The organism is Streptomyces sp. NPDC003393, assembly GCF_053589015.1.
In genome coordinates this window covers 43,746-57,763 of sequence record NZ_JBSFRB010000049.1, presented here as the reverse complement: position 1 = coordinate 57,763, position 14,018 = coordinate 43,746, and the positions used below count along the sequence as shown (strand labels likewise).

At 71.1% G+C, this 14,018-nt stretch carries 15 protein-coding genes; 13 read left to right on the top strand and 2 right to left on the bottom strand.

Features of this window, described 5'->3' with window-relative positions:
- The 11 genes from ACWDUZ_RS33365 to ACWDUZ_RS33315 form a co-directional block, all read left to right on the top strand.
- The coding region (locus ACWDUZ_RS33365) for a zinc-binding dehydrogenase (protein ID WP_451635551.1) at positions 1–466 on the top strand (466 nt) is incomplete at its 5' end.
- A gap of 12 nt (positions 467–478) precedes the next feature.
- On the top strand, positions 479–961 hold the full coding sequence (locus ACWDUZ_RS33360) for a cupin domain-containing protein (RefSeq protein WP_451635550.1): 483 nt from the start codon (positions 479–481) through the stop codon (positions 959–961).
- Positions 962–1,071: 110 nt separating this feature from the next.
- Positions 1,072–1,530, top strand: coding sequence for a carboxymuconolactone decarboxylase family protein (locus ACWDUZ_RS33355; RefSeq protein ID WP_451635549.1), 459 nt, complete (start codon positions 1,072–1,074; stop codon positions 1,528–1,530).
- A 177-nt stretch (positions 1,531–1,707) separates the two neighbouring features.
- Complete coding sequence (locus ACWDUZ_RS33350) at positions 1,708–2,118, top strand: RidA family protein (RefSeq protein WP_451635548.1); 411 nt, start codon at positions 1,708–1,710, stop codon at positions 2,116–2,118.
- A 173-nt stretch (positions 2,119–2,291) separates the two neighbouring features.
- On the top strand, positions 2,292–2,456 hold the full coding sequence (rpmG, locus tag ACWDUZ_RS33345) for a 50S ribosomal protein L33 (RefSeq protein ID WP_451635547.1): 165 nt from the start codon (positions 2,292–2,294) through the stop codon (positions 2,454–2,456).
- 242 nt (positions 2,457–2,698) lie between these two features.
- Positions 2,699–2,821, top strand: a complete 123-nt coding sequence (gene ykgO, locus ACWDUZ_RS33340; RefSeq protein WP_451635546.1) for a type B 50S ribosomal protein L36 — start codon at positions 2,699–2,701, stop codon at positions 2,819–2,821.
- A gap of 192 nt (positions 2,822–3,013) precedes the next feature.
- Positions 3,014–3,490 (top strand): SRPBCC family protein, encoded by a 477-nt coding sequence (locus ACWDUZ_RS33335; protein WP_451635545.1) that lies wholly within the window; start codon positions 3,014–3,016, stop codon positions 3,488–3,490.
- A gap of 167 nt (positions 3,491–3,657) precedes the next feature.
- Positions 3,658–4,314 carry an HPP family protein gene (locus ACWDUZ_RS33330; protein WP_451635544.1) on the top strand — a complete coding sequence of 219 codons (657 nt, stop codon included), beginning with the start codon at positions 3,658–3,660 and terminating at the stop codon, positions 4,312–4,314.
- Between the two features lie 148 nt (positions 4,315–4,462).
- The gene (locus ACWDUZ_RS33325; protein ID WP_451635543.1) at positions 4,463–6,445 is read left to right on the top strand and encodes a SpoIIE family protein phosphatase; all 1,983 of its coding nucleotides are present in this window, start codon (positions 4,463–4,465) and stop codon (positions 6,443–6,445) included.
- A gap of 234 nt (positions 6,446–6,679) precedes the next feature.
- Complete coding sequence (locus ACWDUZ_RS33320; RefSeq protein ID WP_451635542.1) at positions 6,680–7,390, top strand: hypothetical protein; 711 nt, start codon at positions 6,680–6,682, stop codon at positions 7,388–7,390.
- 370 nt (positions 7,391–7,760) lie between these two features.
- Entirely contained in the window at positions 7,761–8,654 is an 894-nt protein-coding gene (locus ACWDUZ_RS33315) for a ketopantoate reductase family protein (RefSeq protein ID WP_451635541.1), read from the top strand.
- Positions 8,655–8,958: 304 nt separating this feature from the next.
- On the opposite strand, the gene ACWDUZ_RS33310 is transcribed toward ACWDUZ_RS33315, so the two are convergent.
- Together ACWDUZ_RS33310 and nhaA are read right to left on the bottom strand one after the other, a co-directional pair.
- Entirely contained in the window at positions 8,959–9,438 is a 480-nt protein-coding gene (locus ACWDUZ_RS33310) for an HIT family protein (protein WP_451635540.1), read from the bottom strand.
- Between the two features lie 49 nt (positions 9,439–9,487).
- Positions 9,488–11,368 carry a Na+/H+ antiporter NhaA gene (gene nhaA, locus ACWDUZ_RS33305; RefSeq protein ID WP_451635539.1) on the bottom strand — a complete coding sequence of 627 codons (1,881 nt, stop codon included), beginning with the start codon at positions 11,366–11,368 and terminating at the stop codon, positions 9,488–9,490.
- Between the two features lie 346 nt (positions 11,369–11,714).
- Between nhaA and ACWDUZ_RS33300 the strand changes: the two genes are divergently transcribed.
- Entirely contained in the window at positions 11,715–12,671 is a 957-nt protein-coding gene (locus ACWDUZ_RS33300) for a DMT family transporter (protein ID WP_451635555.1), read from the top strand.
- 293 nt (positions 12,672–12,964) lie between these two features.
- Positions 12,965–14,017 (top strand): hypothetical protein, encoded by a 1,053-nt coding sequence (locus ACWDUZ_RS33295; protein WP_451635554.1) that lies wholly within the window; start codon positions 12,965–12,967, stop codon positions 14,015–14,017.
- The last annotated feature ends 1 nt before the right edge of the window (position 14,018 follow it).

Here is a 14,018-nt window from a genome sequence, read left to right as displayed (position 1 = left end):
TGGTGCCGCGGGCGGTGTCGGCTCGATCGCCGTACAGCTCGCCCGCGAGGCCGGCGCCCGCGTCATCGGCACCGGCCGGGCCTCCGGGCGGGACACGGCACTCGCCCTCGGCGTCGACACCTTCATCGACCTGCAGAGCGACAGGCTGGAGGACGCCGGCGACGTCGACCTCGTGCTCGACGTGATCGGCGGCGACATCCTCGACCGCTCGGCCGCCCTGGTCCGCGCCGGCGGCACGCTCGTCACCATCGCCATGCCGCCCAAGGTCCAGCCCAAGGACGGGCGGGCGGTCTTCTTCGTCGTCGAACCCGACCGCGCCCGCCTCGCCGATCTCGCCATGCGGCTGAGGGACGGCCGGCTCAAGCCGCCCTTCGGCGATGTGCGGCCACTCGCGGAGGCACCCGCCGCGTTCGACCCCGAGAACCGCACCCCAGGCAAGACGATCATCCGCATCGCGGAAGACTGAAGGGAGACCATCATGATCGGAATGCGAATCGCCGGTGGCTTGCTGGCCGTCGCCGCGCTGACCACGGCCACGGCCTGCGCGACCTCGGACCAGCCCGCCCCGGCCAAGGCGACGACCGCCGCCGCGGCATCGCCCGCGGCCATGGCGTCGCCAAGCACCGACGAGACCGTCAAGCTTCTGCTCCAGCAGGCCCTTCCGAATGTGAAGGGCAAGACGTTCACCTCGGAGATCGTCGACTTCCCACCCGGCTCACGCGCGCTGCCGCACCGCCACGGCCAGGCGTTCGTCTACGCGTACGTCCTCGAAGGCACGGTGCGCAGCCGGCTCGACGACAAGCCCGTGACCACGTACCAGCAGGGCGAGAACTGGGTCGAGCTGCCGGGCGCCCACCACGTCCTCACCGAGAATCCCAGCAGTACCGAGCCGGCCAAGCTCCTGGTCGTCTTCGTCTCCAACACCGGGGACAAGCTCAAGATCGACGACCCGAAGTCATAGCCGGGGACGCGCGGCGGGCGGGAACACACTGCACGCACCCCCGCCCCCGCCGGTCCCGACGACACGCGCCGCCCGGCGCGATGCAACACGCGAACGGAATCGAAGGAACCATGACCGACATACAGCGCGTCAACATCGGCAAGCAGCACCCGGCCGCCTACAAGACCCTCATCACGCTGTCGACGCAAGTGGAAGAGGCCGCCGTCGCCGCGGGTCTCGACCCGCTCCTGATCGAGCTGCTGAGGATCCGCACCTCGCAGATCAACGGCTGCTCGTTCTGCCTGCGCATGCACACCCGCGACGCCCTCAAGAAAGGCGAGAACCCCGACCGGATCGCCGTGCTCCCCGCCTGGGCGGAGACCGGCTACTTCTCCGAGACGGACCGCGCCGCCCTCCGCCTGACCGAGGCCGTCACACGCGTGCCGGACGGGCATGTCAGCGACGAGGACTTCGACGCCGCCGCGGCCGTACTCACCGCGGACCAGATCTCGGCAGTCGCCTGGCTGGCCACCGTGATGAACGCCTTCAACCGCGTCGCGATCACCAGTCGGTACCCCGTCGGCGACTGACCTCGACGGCTGGACCGATGTGAGATGCGGTCCGTCGTCGGGCCGGAGGCCCTTGGCCGGCAGCCGTCCGGAGCGGTCGACGCCGGCGCACGCTGCCGCAAAAAAGGGGAAGTGGCGGCCACGCTCCGTTGGCAGGATGTCCGCATTCGACTCCCGCTGGGAAAGGACCCGACGACCGTGGCTCGCGCCATCACTCTGATCCGCTCCGATTCGCTGTCCGACGTCGCCGAGTACGCGTATGCGGCGACCGCCCCCGCCGAGTCACGTCTGATCTTCCTCGCGGGGGCGTGCCCGCTGAACGACGACGGTTCCACGGCAGCGATCGGAGACTACGCCGGCCAGGCGTCGAAGGCCGTCGAGAACATGCGGACCGCTCTCGCTGCCGCCGGCGCGTCGCTCCAGGACGTCATCAGCACCAGGGTGCTCGTGGCATCGACCCGGCGGGAGGACTTGGTGGCCGCCTGGCAGGTGGTCCGGGACTCGTTCGCCGACCACGACGTGCCCAGCACCTTGATGGGCGTCACCGTCCTCGGCTACCAGGGCCAGCTCGTCGAGATCGAGGCCGTCGCCGCCGTACTCGATGCGTGAGTCGCACCGAGTGCCCGGCGCGGTGCGCCACCAGCCGCCGTCGAGGGACCGGACGAGGCGGCAGCCGAGCGAGCGTCGCTGGGCGGGAATGCGGTGCCGGGCCCCCTTGTTGAAGCGAGCGGCTGGCATGTTCGAGTCACTCGACTCGCATGGCGGCGAAAGGAGCACACTTCATGGCACGCAGCACATTGCGCCCCGTCGTCAAGCTGACGTCGACCGCAGGCACCGGCGTCACCTACGTGACCCGCAAGAACCGTCTGAACGATCCCGACCGGCTGGTCCTGCGCAAGTACGACCCCATGGTCCGCGAGCACGTCCTCTTCCGCGAAGCACGCTGACCTCCGCCTGAGCCGCGCCACGGCTCAGGCCCCCAGCGAGGAAGCCCGTCCGGCCGTCCGCCGCGGCGGCCCGGCGGGCTTCCAGCCGCCCGTTCCGCACCGGCACCTCGCGCGTTCTCGACCGCGGGGGCCGAACGAAGCACGTCGATCGGTGCTGCGGTGCCGTGCCACCGCCGATCCGGTGCGCCACCGACGGCGGCCCCTCGGCAGACTCCCCTGCGACCTCCTGAGAGGAGACGGCAATGAAGGTGCGCAAGTCACTGCGCTCGTTGAAGAACATGCCCGGCGCCCAACTGGTGCGCCGGCGGGGCGTGACCTTCGTGATCAACAAGAAGAACCCGCGGTTCAAGGCCCGACAGGGCTGAGACCCCGCCTCGTCGCACTCCCCGGCCCGGCACCGCGCTCGCGGTGCCGGGCCCTCTTCTGCGCGGAGCATCGCCGCACGGTCGGCGGGGGCGTCGCGATCGCCGTCCGAGGTTCCGCCGGAGCCGGTTCGTCTATCCGGACGCTCCCCGGGTACCCGGACGCAGCAGTCGAGTGAAGCAACGGAGGCACTGATGAGCACGGTCAAGGAAACGGTGGAAGTGGACGTCCCGGTGCACACCGCCTACAACCAGTGGACGCAGTTCGAGGATTTCCCGAACTTCATGGAGGGCGTCGAGGAGATCACCCAGCTGGACGACCGCCACAACCACTGGACCACCAAGATCGGCGGCGTGAAGCGGGAGTTCGAGACCGAGATCATCGACCAGCTTCCCGACGAGCGCGTCACGTGGCGCACGACCAGCGGTGACGTGGGGCAGAAGGGAACGGTCCGCTTCCAGCGCCTGGACGACAATCACACCCGGGTGGAACTCGTGATGGACGTCGAGCCGAGGGGAGCCGTCGAGAAGGCCGCGGACTTGCTCGGCACCATCGACCGGCGTGTCAAGGGCGACATGAAGCGCTTCAAGCACTACATCGAGGAGCGGGGCGCGGAGTCCGGGGAATGGCGCGGACGCATCAGGCCGGAGGACGCGAGCGGTTCCACCTGACACCGGACCGGTCCCGCGTGGGAAAACGCCGTACGTGCTCGACGGGCTCCGCCGGCATGCCGGTGGAGCCCGTCGAGCACGAGGCCGCCGCCACACACCATCGGCCAGGCCGACCACCCTCGCTGGCCGCTTTGTGTGGAAGGTTCGGCTTTGTCATTGTGGGTGTCATGCGTTTGCGCTCCTCCGTCACTCGCTCCGATCCGGAGGAATCCCGGCACGACCAGAGCGCCACCCCGGGTATGCCGCCGTTCAGGACACGGCTGTCCGCGGGCGGTCGGCTGCTGTTCCTCTCCGCGGCACTGCTCATGGCCACTGGCCTCATCGGCCACGGCATCGGCTGGATCCTGCTGACGACCACCTTGGGGCCGACGGCATGCCTCCTGCTGGCGCACCCCGACAGAACAGGCCCCCGAGTGAGAGATGCGGTGCTGGCGCATGCGTCGGCAACCGCCTGCGGACTGGCCTGCCTCGCGATATTCGGGCTGTGGGACCAGCCCTCGGCACTGGAACGGCACCACGACACCCTGCCGCAGCTCGGTGCACAGGCACTCGCCGTCGGGGTGACGCTGTTGATCCTCACCCTGCTCTGCGCGCACCATCCCCCGGCCGCTGCCACCGGCCTGCTCATCACCTCCGGCATCACACGCCCCGGGCCCCTTCTGTACGGCATGCTCACCGGCCTCGCCATCGTGATCTGCGGCTCGGCCCTCCTGGCGAAGACCCGGTGGCACCGTAAGCGCATCCGCCCCGGCCTCTTCATGCTCACGGCCGGCCGCGCCGCCGCCCGGCCGTACCCGGAAGAGACCGGCAAGCACGGCGGCTGACGCACACGCCGCACCCCGCCCGTCGCGCCAGCGGCCGGCAAGCAAGGTCTTGGCAGGGTGGATGTTCGCGTCAACGGGCGGCACAGAGAGCGACCTGCCGTGCGGCAACTACTGTTGTGGGAGGACGACACGGTCATATCGCTCGACGATGGTCTGGGAGCGGCACGTGGACGCCTCGCACGAACTCCTTCAGAGGGCTACACCGTCGGCTCTGCTGACTCCGGACGGTGTCATCCGCTGCCTCAACGCCGCGATGGCCGCGGCACTGGGCAGACCGCCGGAGCAGTGCGGGGGCCAGGCCTTCGTCGATCTGCTCGCCGAGGATCAGCGCAGCTCGGCCGAGAGCCTGCTGGCACACGGGACCACGACGAAGATGCTCGCCATGCGTGTGCTGGAATTCCCGGGCACGGGCACCGCGGCTGTGGTCTGCCTCGTCGAGGCGCGAATGGTGACGGACCACTCGAGCGGCGAGGAGTTCGTGTGGCTGCATTCGCTGGACGCGCGACACGACCTCGGGTCGCTGCTGATCCCGTTCCAGCTCGCGGCGAAGGATGCCGGCCTCGGCCTCTGGGTGTGCTCTCCCGACGAGCACGAACTGGAGTCACTGGGTGGCGCACCCGCCCTGGCCTCCCTCTTCCCGCAGGCATCGGTGCCCCTGTCCGAGATGATCAGGCGGGTGCACCCTGAGGACCGGAGCGGGGTGCAGCGGCTTGTGAGCTCGTCCACCGCCCAGTCCCCGTGGGTCAAGTCGCGGTTCCTCACCGAGCACGACGGCTGGCGCGTCTTCGCCGGCCAGACCCGCCGGATCCAACTGGGATTCGGCGGCCCCGAACGCATCTTCACGGTGATCCGCGACGACACCCAGACGGAGGCACACCGTGAGGCGATGCTGGCCGAGGTGAGCGCGGAGCGGGAACGCGCCGACGGAATCACCGCGTTCTCCTCCGCCCTGTTCACCGCCACCACCGAGCAGGAACTGCGACAGGTTGTCCTGTCCCGGCTCGCCGCGGCCGTCGGAGGCTGCGGCGCGCTCCTGGCCGTCGTCGAGGAGGGACGTCTGCAGGTCTCCACGGATGCCGGGATCCCCTCCCGGGAGGCTGACGTTCTGCACGGCCTGTCGCTGGACGAGGACCGGCCGTTGCCCTGGGTGATCCGTACCGGTCAGGCACAGTTCTTCCACAATCACGAGGAGTTGGTGCGCCGTTGGCCGCATGTCGACCGCCTGGCCCTGGCGGGCCCCGGCTCCGGCACCAGCCTGTCGATCACCCCCCTCAGCCCGGCGGGCGACCGCCCGCTCGGGGGCTGGGTGGTGACGTACGACGGTGACCACCTCCCGTCCTCCGAACGGCTCGCCTTCCAGACGGCTCTCGCCGATCTGGCCGGCCAGGCACTGAGGCGCATCAGGTTGCAGCAAGCCCACGTCGAGCTGTCCACGGCGCTCCAGCAGAGCATGCTGCCGACGCTGCCGGACCACCTCCCAGGACTGGAGATCGCTGCCCGCTATCAGCCCGGCCGGGACGGGCTGGACATCGGCGGAGACTGGTACGACGCGTTCCTCCTGCCCGACGGTGCGGTCGCACTGGAGATCGGCGACGCTCAAGGGCACGACGTGGACGCCGCGGTTTTCATGGGGCAGGTGCGCTCGTCCATGCGCGCGATCGCCGCCCACGAACCTGATCCGGGCACGGTGCTGACGCGTACCAACGAGTTGCTCGTCTCGATGGACGCGCCACGCTTCGCGAGCTGCACCATGCTGCATCTCGATCCGAGTGACGGGAAGGTCATCGCCACCAGCGCAGGTCATGTGCCGCTGCTCCACGCACGCGACGACGGCAGCCACACCGTCCGCACCGTTCCCGCCGGGCCGGTCCTGGGCATCGTGGCTGACGCCGAGTACCCCGAGGAGACCTTCGTTCTGGAAACGGGCACCGCGCTGGTCATGCTCACCGACGGTGTGGTCGAAGGGCCGGGCCTGCCCCTGGACGCCGGACTGGAGCGAGCCGGAGCTCTGGCGGGTCGAGCCCTCCAGGACCGGCTCGACGTCGAGGCGACCGCGGACCGCATACTCGACGCGGTGTCCGCGGTGGACCACCTCGACGACGTGGCCGTGCTGGTCGTCCGACGCGCATGAGACTCGATGCCCGTCCGCGTGCGGGATGCCGCCCGCCGCGCCGGCGACGTGCCCTGTCCGCAGGCTTGCCCGCCTCGGTGGAACTCGTGAATCATCCACATCGAAGCCGCCGGACTTGGGGGCGCCTAAGCCGCCGACGTCAGCTCGACGCGGACTCGAGCGAGGCAGCCCTGCCGCGGGCATGCGTGGAAATGCGTTCGCCCACGGGCCCCGGACGGGCCATGATGCGCGTTCGTGACGACATCGAAGCAGCTCATGGTCCGGGCCGCCGCCCGCAACAACGCCGAATGGTGCGCGGCGATGAGCCGATCGCACGGTCTGGCGGGCGAGTTCGGTCCGCAGGCCTGGACCGCCCCGGTCCGCACGCCCCTGTACTACCCCGACGCGGTGACGCTCACGCCGGGGGCCGACCCGGCCGCGCTGACGGCGCGGATCGACACCACCACACCGGGCGCCTCCGTCAAGGACAGCTTCGCCGACCTCGACCTGAGCGAGGCCGGATGCCACGTCCTGTTCGAGGCGCAGTGGATCCACCGCCCGGCGAGCGCGCCCGCAGTCGCACCGGTTCGCGCCTGGGACGTGGCGCGCGACCCGGACACCTTGCGCGCCTGGGCGCTGGCCTGGGACGAGGGGAACGGCACCGCGGATCTCTTCCGGCCCGAACTGCTCGACGACCCGGCCACCTTCGTGCTCGCCGGACGGTCCCCCAGCGGCCGGGTCGTCGCCGGCGCGGTGGCGAGCCGCAGCGACCAGGTGGTGGGGATCTCCAACGTCTTCGCGCCGGACGGCGGCCCTGACGCTGCCTGGCCGGGCGTGCTGGAGGCGGTGCACCGGTTGTTCCCCACTGTGCCGGTGGTCGGCTACGAACACGGCGATGACCTGGCGGTTGCCGTCCGCCACGGCTTCGAGCCGGTCGGGCCGCTCCGGGTCTGGCTCCACGGATGACCGCCCCGGGGCGAGGAACCCCGGAGCGGGTCGCTGAGGCCCCGCTCACCCACGAGGCCGGCCAGGCGGGGAAGGCGGGCGGGCACTCATGGTGCGGGATCATGGCATGAGCTCGGACATCCACGGGGTGACCGGCCCGACCGTCCATCGGTAGGCTTCCAGGCCGGTGGCATGCCTTCTTCCGCGCCGGGTGAGCGCGGGTCGATGCCGCGAGCCCGGATGCATTGACTTGCATCGCTGCCAGGTTTGATCATCATTGTCGGACCAGGGCGGCAACCGCCTGCCGGCTTTCGGCCGCGATCCCGACCGGGGCGGGTACGGACCCGCCTCGGGCCCGACCGGTTTCCGGCCTCTCAGGACAGGAGCACACGTGAGCACAACCAAGCTGACAGTAGCCGTTCTCGGCCCGGGCGGCGTCGGCGGCCTGATCGGGGCGCTGCTCGCCCGCGCGGGACACCGCGTCATCTGCCTGGCCGGCGAACGGACCGTCGCCGTGCTGCGCCGGGACGGACTGCACGTGGACAGCGACCAGTACGGGACGTTCACCACGGCCGTGGAAGCCGACACCGAGCTGCGCGAGCCGGTGGACGCGGTCTTCGTCGCGGTCAAGCAGACCACGCTCACCGAGGCGCTCGACCGCGTCCCGGCCGAGATGGCCGGCACGGCGGCCGTGGTCCCGCTGCTCAACGGCCTGGACCACGTCGTCCTGCTGCGCGAGCGCTTCCCCTCGGGCCGGGTCGTCGCGGGCACCATACGAGTCGAGGCCACCCGTACCTCGCCCGGCCGCATCGCCCACACCAGCCCGTTCGCGGACCTTCAGCTCGCCGGTGCGCCGGAGGAGCTCGCGGAGCAGCTGCGCAAGGCCGGACTGGACGTGACCGTACGGGAGGACGAGAGCGCGATGCTCTGGGACAAGCTCGCCTTCCTCGCCGCGTTCGCCCTGCTCACCACCCGGCACCAGGCCGACGTCGGTGCCGTCCGCAGCCGGCACCGTCCGGAACTGCTGACCGTCCTCGACGAGATCGCGGCCGTGGCCCGTGCCGCCGACGCGCCGGTGGCCGCCGAGGACTTGCTCTCCTTCTTCGACCGCCTCCCCGAGACGATGAAGTCCTCCATGCAGCGCGACGACGAGTCCGGCCGGCCACTCGAACTCGACGCCATCGGCGGAGCCGTCCTGCGCGCCGGAGCCGCCCACGGCATCGCCACGCCGGCCACCGCGCGGCTGGTCGCCGAGATCGAACGGCGTGCGGGGCAGGAGGCGTGATGCGGCGTTCCGCCCCCGTGCAGTGACCCCACGTCCAGGCGTACCTGTGCGCGCGGGAGCCGACGGGACGCCCCACCCGCGCGGGACGCCGCCCGGAGGCTCTGGCATCCGACTGCCGTCAGGTGTCCGGCCGCAGGGCGCCAGGTCGAGGGGCTCTGCGGACGGACCCTGCACGAGGGCGACGATCGGCCGCGTGCGGCGATCCCGCCGCCCACGCCGTCGCAACCGCGACTGTCTGTGCCACGGGCAGAACGCTTGGGCTCCAGGAAGCTCACGCGCCGACCTCACGGCCGGCGGGCCGGCGTCAGGCCGTCGCACACAGTCGGTCCAGTTCGCCGCCGATCGCCTCCCGCAGCACGTTGTGCCGCGGCCCGAGTCTGAACCGGTGGTCGCTCCACCGTTCCCGCGGATACAGCCACACCGGCTTGCCCACCAGCTCGGCCGGCTCCCACTCGAACCGCGGCCAGACGTGGGCATGCAGAAACGGATCGGTGTTCCCCAGTATCTCCAGATTGACCCGGCGGAAATCAGGGTCCAGCCGCCGGCAGGCCCGTTCGACCGCTTCGCCGAGTCGGTCCATGTCGGACAGGAACGACAACCGCTTGGCCCTCGGCAGGTCGGACAGCCGCTGCACCTCCGGTTCATCCACCAGGAGAACCGAGTAGCCCGGCAGGAACTGGACGTCGCCGATCGCCGCAAACCCCGAGGCTAGCCTCCGCAGCACGGTCGGGTTCTCGTGCCGCAGAGCGGCCCCGATCCGGTCCGTCCTCCAGTCACCGGTCATGGCCTCTTCATACACGTCCGTGCTCCGTCATACACGTCTGCCGTGGTCCTCACGTGGTGACGGAGGCGCGTTCGCGGGCGGCGCGTACCGCGCCGGTGAGGCTGGCGAGGTCGTAGGCGCCGTGGTGCCTGCGACCGTTGATGAAGAAGGTGGGGGTTCCGGCCACGCTGCTCAGGTCGGCCGAATCGACGTTCGCGGCGATCCAGGCGGCGCCGGAGTGGGCGCGCATGTCTCGGTCGAAGCGCTCCGCGTCCAGGCCGATGGCGGCCGCGTAGGCGCGCAGGTCTTCGATGCGGAGGGCGCCTTGATGGCTGAGCAACAGATCGTGCATGTCCCAGAAGCGGCCCTGCCGTGCGGCTGCCTCGGAGGCCTCGGCAGCGAGTTGGGCGTGGATGTGCACATCGGTGAGGGGGAGGTGCCGCCATACGTAACGTACGTCTCCGAAGTCGGCGAGGAGCTCGCGAACGACGGCCTCGGCCTGCCCGCAGTAGGGACATTCGTAGTCGCCGTACTCCACGACCGTCACGGGCGCCTGGTGCGGCCCTCGGATGTGATCGCGGTCGGGATCGACGGGCACCGCCAGGTCGACGATCGTCTCCGCCCTGCCGAGCAGTGCCCGCAGCCGCAGGCGCGGCGGCAGAAGGCTGATCGCCGCGGTGACGAGCCGGCCTGCCAGGAAGGAGCAGACCAGCGTGGCCAGGATGCCGATCTTGGCCTCGTCCAGGCGTGCACCGTGGAAGGCCAGCGTCGCGATGAGCAGGGAGACGGTGAACCCGATCCCGCACAGGACGCCGCCGGCGGTGACCGCTCCCCAGCCGACCGGAAGGCGCAGCCGCCCGCGGGAGACGAGCGTGGCGAGTGCGCAGGCCCCGACGATGCCCAGCGGCTTGCCCAGGACGTAGCCGACGAGGATGCCCAGGGTGACGGGCGAGGTGAAGGCCCGTGCCAGTTGGCCTCCGCTGATCTCGATGCCCGCGTTGGCCAGGGCGAACAGCGGGACCACCACGTAGCTGGTCCAGGGGTGGTAGATCCGTTGCAGGCGGTCGTTGGGGGAGATGGCCGAGGCGATGCCGGCGTGGACGTGCCGCTCCAGTTCCGGGGTGGGCTGCTCCCGGAAGAGCCGGAACAGGCCGCTCGCGTGTTCCAGGTCGGCGCGCGAGGCGGGGTATGCGTAGGTGAGCAGCCCCAGCGCGAGACCGATCACGACCGGCTCCACACCCGACTCCAGCAGGGCGACCCAGGCGACGACGCCCAGCAGCGCGTACACGCCGCCGTGGCGCACGCCGAGCCGCCGGACAAGCAGGACGAGTGCGAGAGCGGCGACGGCGACGACGAGTGCGGGCACGGTGATGCGATCGCTGTAGGCGAAGGTGATGACGCCGAGGGCGATGAAGTCGTCGACCACGGTCAGCAAGAGGATGAACACCCGCAGGCCCGGCGGCATGCCGCGGCCCACGACGGCCAGCGCGCCCAGGGCGAACGCAGTGTCGGTGGACATGGCCGCACCCCAGCCCTGCTCACTGCCGTGGCCGGAGTTGATCACCAGATACACGACGATGGGCACGATCATGCCGCAGAGGCCCGCCGCGAGGGGCAGCGCGAGCCGCTTGCGCTCGCGTAGTTCCCCCATGTCGAACTCCCGGCGGGCCTCCAGACCCACGACGAAGAAGAAGAACGTCATCAGGCCGCTGTTGACCCAGTCGCGCAGTCCGAGCGAGACCCCGTACGTTCCGAAGCGGACGGACAGGTGGGTGTCCCAGAACGACGTGTATCCGGAGGGTGCCGCGTTGGCCCAGGCGAGCGCGGCGAGCGCGGCGGCGACCAGGATGGCCGCGCTGCCGGTCTCGGTGTGCAGGAAGGCCCGCAGCGGGGAACGCGCCGCGCCACCGCATTCCGTCTGGCCTGTGTAAGAGTCTGGTTCACGGGACATGGCTCAGATTCTCGTTCGAGGCGCGGCTACCGTCCTGTTCTCGTTCGAGGCGCGGCTACCGTCCTGTTCTCGTTCGCGCGGCGGCTACGGTCCTGCGGACGGAGAGCCGGCGGGTCGGCCTGGGCGTGCGGCAGTCGGGCGGGCTCCGGTGCGTCCCCTCCCCCGCCGCCCGCGCCCCTCTCCCCGCGCCCGGTGACCCGACCGGCAGCATGATGGAGGCAGGAGGGACACGTCAGGTACGTCCATGCGCTCGCTCAGCACCTGTGACGGCCGTGCGACGGCGAGCGCGGAGCGCGATGCCGCCGACCAGCGGAGAAGGCACCATCCGTACGGCGGCGGCGCTCCGATGGGACCGCGAGGGAGGCGTTCGGTGCACAGCGGTCTCTCGATCCTGTTCGCGTTGCTGGCAGCCGCGAGCAACGCGCTGGCGACGGTGTTGCAGCGACATGCGGCAAGAGCCGTACCCGTCTCGGAGCATCTGCGACTGCGACTGGCCCTCGAGCTGTTGCACCGCCCGGCCTGGCTCGGCGGCATGGCGGCCGTGGTGGGGGCGGCCGTCTTCCAGGCGGTGGCCCTGTCGCTGGGCGCCCTGTCGGTCGTACAGCCGCTCTTCGTGCTGGAACTGCCCTTCGCCCTGCTGATCGGCGGCGTGATCCTGGGCAATCGGCTGTCCCGGCGCTGCTGGGCGGGCGTGGTGTGCATCGTCGGGGGGCTCGGCGTGGGCCTCGCCGCGGCAGCGCCGGCACCAGGGACGGAACAGGCGGCTCTGGGCCCGTGGATGCTGGCCCTGATCTGCTGCGTCGTCGCCGTGGTCGTCCTCGTGGCCGTCGCACTGCGACGGCCGGCGGGCGGCGTGCGCGCCGCATGCTTCGGGGCGGCGTCCGCCATCGGCTACGCCCTCACCGCGGCGCTGATCAAGGACGCCACGTACGCCTGGCAGGTCGGCGGCGCCGGAGGGTTCTTCCTGGCCTGGCAGACCTACGGCTTCGCCCTGGCGGGCGTGTGTGCGCTGTTCCTGCTGGAGAATGCCGTGCAGTCGGGCCCCATCACCGCCTCGCAGCCGGCCCTGACCCTCGGGGACGCGCTGGTGAGCCTGTCCCTGGGCGTGACCCTGTACGCGGAGCGGGTGCGCGGCGGCTGGTGGGTGGTGCCCGAGGTGCTGGGTGTCGCGCTGATTCTCTACGGAGTCCTGCTGCTGACCAGGCAGCCGCTCGCACAGTCCGTGGTGTCGCCGCACCAGACGCATCGGACGGCGAGGGTCCGCGTCGGCTCCGGCCCGGAACCATGCGACCGCGAGCAGTGAGTCCGCGTGGGCGTCGCACACCGTGCCGTCGCGTGCCCCGTCGGCAGGTTCGCCGTCGACGGCGCGTCGAACGGCGCTGAACCGACTCTTCACCGAGCGCATCTGCGGGTGGCCTGTCCCTCGTGCGATCATGCTGGCCGGCAGGGAGGGCCGGGCGCACAGCGAGCAGTCGGCCGCAGCAGCAGGCCGTCGGGGTATCGAGCAGTGAACAGGGGTGCGGTGTGCGCGAGGCCGGGGGGCAGGACGGGTCGTCCGTACCCGACGAGGAGTGGGAGCGGTTCCTCCGTGAATCGATGACGGGCGCGGCCGATGCCCCCGTGGAGCCGTCCGCGCGTGCCCGCGAGGTGGCGCGGCGGCTGCGGGAGCGCCCGGGACAGCCCGAGGGCTGGCGCACGTACCCACCGGCCCGGCGTCGGCGCGGGGCGGGCTGGTACGTGACCGGGCTGTTCGCGGCCGTGGCGCTCGCGGTCGTGGCGCTGTTCCCGCAGCAGGTCGTCAGCTGGTTCGGCGGCGACGGCGGGCACTCCGGAGCGCAGTCGGCCCCGGAGACGGAGCGCCCGCAGGAGGCGCCGGGGGCGGAGCCGGCTCTGCGCCCCACCCTTGCCGAGCCCTTCCGGGGGTCGCCCGCCGCCCACTGGGCGAACGGAGCGGCCGGCATCACGGTGCCGAAGGCCAAGGCGACCGGTTGGATGGACAGCGCCCAGGTGGCGCGCGCGCTGCGGCGGAGCAGGGATTTCATGGTGGCCGCGGGGCTGGACTCCCGCGTGCTGCGCGGTGAGCGGCCCACGAAGGCCATCGCGCTGCTGAATCCGTACCAGAAGGATGTCCAGGCGTACCTCCGCACCGCCCTGTCGTCGAAGGCGCCCACCCCTGAGACCGATCCGTTGCTGCTGTTCAGCCGCTTCCGCCCGGAGCAGGCCCGGCTGGTCGGTGACGTCGTCAAGACCCGCGGCCGGCTCACCTACCGGGAGGGGAAGAGGGGGACGGTCGAGGTGACCGCGGACGTCACCTTCGTGTACCCGGTCACCCCGGCGGCCGGCGGCAGCAACCGCGACGCCGAGGTGATCCGTACGATAGTGCGGCGCAAGGTGGTGATGAGCTGGCACGACCCGGCCAAGATCGTCACCAGGGCGAACACCATGTCTCTCGTCTCGTACGCGCTCGACATGACCAACGGCGGGTGCTCCGGACCCACCGGTTACTTCGTGCCGCCCTTCGGCACCGACGACGACCGGCACACCGACGCTTCCCACCGGATCGATCCGTACGACCGCAGCAAGCCGATCGGCAGGAGCGACGGCACGACGTCCACGGGCAACGGCTGCGTGACCGCCACCCGCTCCTGAG

Coding starts and splice junctions, on each gene's coding strand:
- ACWDUZ_RS33360 (WP_451635550.1), top strand. CDS start 479: ATGATCGGAATGCGAATCGCCGGTGGCTTGCTGGCCGTCGCCGCGCTG.
- ACWDUZ_RS33355 (WP_451635549.1), top strand. CDS start 1,072: ATGACCGACATACAGCGCGTCAACATCGGCAAGCAGCACCCGGCCGCC.
- rpmG (WP_451635547.1), top strand. CDS start 2,292: ATGGCACGCAGCACATTGCGCCCCGTCGTCAAGCTGACGTCGACCGCA.
- ykgO (WP_451635546.1), top strand. CDS start 2,699: ATGAAGGTGCGCAAGTCACTGCGCTCGTTGAAGAACATGCCCGGCGCC.
- ACWDUZ_RS33335 (WP_451635545.1), top strand. CDS start 3,014: ATGAGCACGGTCAAGGAAACGGTGGAAGTGGACGTCCCGGTGCACACC.
- ACWDUZ_RS33330 (WP_451635544.1), top strand. CDS start 3,658: ATGCGTTTGCGCTCCTCCGTCACTCGCTCCGATCCGGAGGAATCCCGG.
- ACWDUZ_RS33325 (WP_451635543.1), top strand. CDS start 4,463: ATGGTCTGGGAGCGGCACGTGGACGCCTCGCACGAACTCCTTCAGAGG.
- ACWDUZ_RS33310 (WP_451635540.1), bottom strand. CDS start 9,438: ATGACCGGTGACTGGAGGACGGACCGGATCGGGGCCGCTCTGCGGCAC.
- nhaA (WP_451635539.1), bottom strand. CDS start 11,368: ATGTCCCGTGAACCAGACTCTTACACAGGCCAGACGGAATGCGGTGGC.
- ACWDUZ_RS33300 (WP_451635555.1), top strand. CDS start 11,715: ATGGGACCGCGAGGGAGGCGTTCGGTGCACAGCGGTCTCTCGATCCTG.
- ACWDUZ_RS33295 (WP_451635554.1), top strand. CDS start 12,965: ATGACGGGCGCGGCCGATGCCCCCGTGGAGCCGTCCGCGCGTGCCCGC.